Below are 2,887 nucleotides of genomic sequence, written 5' to 3'. Positions count from 1 at the left end.
TCGTCGACGCGATGCTCGCGCGGGCCGGCGGCCTGGGTCATTCCGCCCTCGTGTCCGTGCAGGACTCGCGCCGGTTCTGGGAAAACCTCGGCTATGCGGCGGCGGCCGGCGACGGCGCCGCCCGCTTCGCCGCCGCCATCGGCCACCCGACGCACACCACCATCTCCGACCACCAGCGACAAGCACACGAGAAAGTCGTGCGCGAACTGGCGGGCAGCGTGCCCGCCATGCCCGGGATCTCGGAAGAAGCGAAAGCCTTCCTGCGCTTCTGGAATTACCAGACGCCACTCGACCTGCCCGCGCACGCCGCATGCGACACGGTCGGCGCCGTCGTGCGCGGACCGGACGGCCACTTCGCCGTGGCGCTGTCCACCGGAGGCTCGGCGCCGTCGCTGCTGGGCCGCGTGGGCGACACGCCGATCATCGGCAGCGGCTTCTATGCCGGTCCGCAGGGCGCCGTCGCGGCCACCGGCATCGGCGAACAGATCGTGCGCCACCTGCTGGCCCGCACCGTCTATGGCTGGATCGAGGACGGCGTGCCGCTCGAACAGGCCCTCAAGCGCGGCGTCGACCTGTTCGACCCAAAAGTGCCCGTCGGCCTGATCGCCGTCACCCGCACGGAAGCCGCGTCGCACAGCAACCAGGACATGCCCCACGCAAGGATAGTCGCACCATGACCGCACAGGACAAGAACGCCATCGCCCAGGCCGAACAGGCGGAACGGGTCGCCAAGAGCCACGGCCACCTCGTCATCATCGGCGGCGGCGAAGACAAGCAGAACGACATGGCGATCCTCAAGCGCTTCGTCGAGCTGTCCGGCGGGCCGGACGCGAAGATCGTCGTCATCACGGCGGCGAGCAGCGTCGCGGAGAACATGTGGGAAACGTACGACCGTGCGTTCGCGGACCTGGGTGTCACACGCCACTCGCACCTGCACCTGCAGAGCCGCCATGACGCGAACGACGAAACGCATATCCGCGACGTCGCCGACGCCGACGGGATCTTCATGACGGGCGGCGACCAGAAACGGCTGCTCGCGATCATCGGCGGCACGGCGCTGGACGCCGGGATGCACGCCGCGCTCAAGCTGCGCGGCGCCTGCATCGGCGGCACGAGCGCCGGCGCTTCCGCCATGTCCGGCCACATGCTGGCACAGGGCCGCGCCGAACTGCATCCCGAAAAGGGCTCCGTGAGCCTCGGTGCGGGCCTCGGCTTCCTGCACAAGGTCGTCATCGACCAGCATTTCTCCGAACGCCAGCGCCTGTCGCGGCTGTTGTCCATCGTCGCCCAGAACCCGTATCTGCAGGGGATCGGGATCGACGAGGACACGGCCCTCGTCGTCGAGCGCGGCGTCGGCATCGAAGTGGTGGGCCAGGGCGCCGTCACCATCGTCGACGGCCGGACGATGTCGACGAACGTGGCGGAGATCGCGAACCACGAGACGCCGGAACTGATCGACGTCCGCCTCCACCTGCTGCCCGCCGGCAGCAAATACGCACTACCCGTCGGCGACGACGCAAAACGCATCCCGCCGCCGTTGCTCGAGTTTTTGGAAAACATCACGAAACGGAACCCGCTCTCTTGACGTCTTCCCCACCTTAAAGGACGGGGCTTCCTGCAGCCAGCGTCGCACGTCCGCGACGGAGAATGTTTATCGCAGCATTGATATCGCGATCATGTTTACAACCGCAAACACGACACTGCCACTCTCTTATTCCAAGGTCTGCGATACCTTTCGGCCGCGAATCGGGCATGGCGCCGCAATTCGAACAGACTTGGGAAGTCAATCTCTCATCAACTTCCTCGAACCACGCGCCATGCTTAACAGCCTTGTACGCCAGTTGATGTCGGAAGCTCGACCAGCCGGCATCAAGAACAGACTTCGCCATGCCGGTCCTGGCGAGTCTGGCGGCAGTCACGTTGCCGACCGCGATATAGTCGAATTGGCGGACAATGCGGTCCGACAATTTGTGCAGAAAGTCATTGCGACGGTTCGCAATCTTTGCGTTGATAGCCTTGGCGCGCCGCTTCTTGTGGGCGCGCTGCGCCAGCGCCAGAGTCCGCTCGGCACCACGATAGATTCGCTGCGCTTCGATCTTTTCGCCGGTGGAAAACGTTGCGAAGTCCTTCAGGCCGAGGTCGATACCGACACCGCGCAACGGTTGACGAGCATGGATCTCGGGGGTGACCACATCGATCACGATGTTCAGGTACCAGTGCCCTCGCGTGTCACGCGAAAAGTTGGTGCCATCCTTGATCTTCCCTTCGGGCAGCGGCCGGCTGTTAAAAACGCGGAAGGTATTGCCCGCGAAGCGAAACGCATCACCTTCCCGCTTCAGTTCCCGTCCCTTGATCGGCACCCAGCCCAGAGACCGCTTGCCGCGATAGCGAAGATAAGGTCGCTTCTTTTGCGAACGCGATCTTGCATACTGTTCGCAGACCGCATTTACGGTCCCGGAATGCAGGCCCAGTTCCTTGCTGCTGCCTGTCGTCAACTTGTTCAGGTCAAAACCCGACAGCCAGGGGCGGCCAAAACGCAGCGCATCCTTTTGCCGATCGTTGCAGTAATTCCAGACGAAGTTACAGGCCCGCGACTGCCTGTTGAGCAGCCCGTTAAGGGACTTCACCCGGTAACGATAAACAAGAATCATGCTGTGATTATAGGCAGCGTTTTTAGCAACCGAAAGGCATCGATTGCCGCGCAATCGGCTGCTTTCCTCCCCGCCCTGAAGGACGGGCTTTCTCGGAGTACCTGATGAACATCGTAGAACAACGCTTCCTGCGCGGCCCGAGCCTGTATGCCGCGACGCCCTGCCTGCTGGCCGTGATCGACCTCGCCGCCCAGCAGAACGCGGCTGGCCTGGGCGCGCGCCTGCTCGCCCTGCTG

Annotated in this window: 3 protein-coding genes; 2 read left to right on the top strand and 1 reads right to left on the bottom strand. The window is 63.9% G+C overall.

Annotation, left to right across the window (positions count from 1 at the left end):
* Positions 1-677 (top strand): isoaspartyl peptidase/L-asparaginase (locus ACEN88_RS28400; protein ID WP_413345055.1); only part of this gene is annotated, 677 nt, incomplete at its 5' end.
* The gene (locus ACEN88_RS28395) at positions 674-1,585 is read left to right on the top strand and encodes a cyanophycinase (protein ID WP_413345053.1); all 912 of its coding nucleotides are present in this window, start codon (positions 674-676) and stop codon (positions 1,583-1,585) included. The genes ACEN88_RS28400 and ACEN88_RS28395, both read left to right, overlap by 4 nt.
* 13 nt (positions 1,586-1,598) lie before the next feature.
* Here the strand turns inward: ACEN88_RS28395 and ACEN88_RS28390 are convergent, their stop codons facing one another.
* Positions 1,599-2,651 (bottom strand): RNA-guided endonuclease InsQ/TnpB family protein, encoded by a 1,053-nt coding sequence (locus tag ACEN88_RS28390; protein ID WP_413345051.1) that lies wholly within the window; start codon positions 2,649-2,651, stop codon positions 1,599-1,601.
* Positions 2,652-2,887: the final 236 nt, after the last annotated feature.

It is taken from the genome of Massilia sp. CT11-108 (genome assembly GCF_047302915.1).
GTDB lineage: Bacteria > Pseudomonadota > Gammaproteobacteria > Burkholderiales > Burkholderiaceae_D > Telluria > Telluria orientalis.
This window is presented reverse-complemented; position numbering and strand designations above follow the sequence as displayed.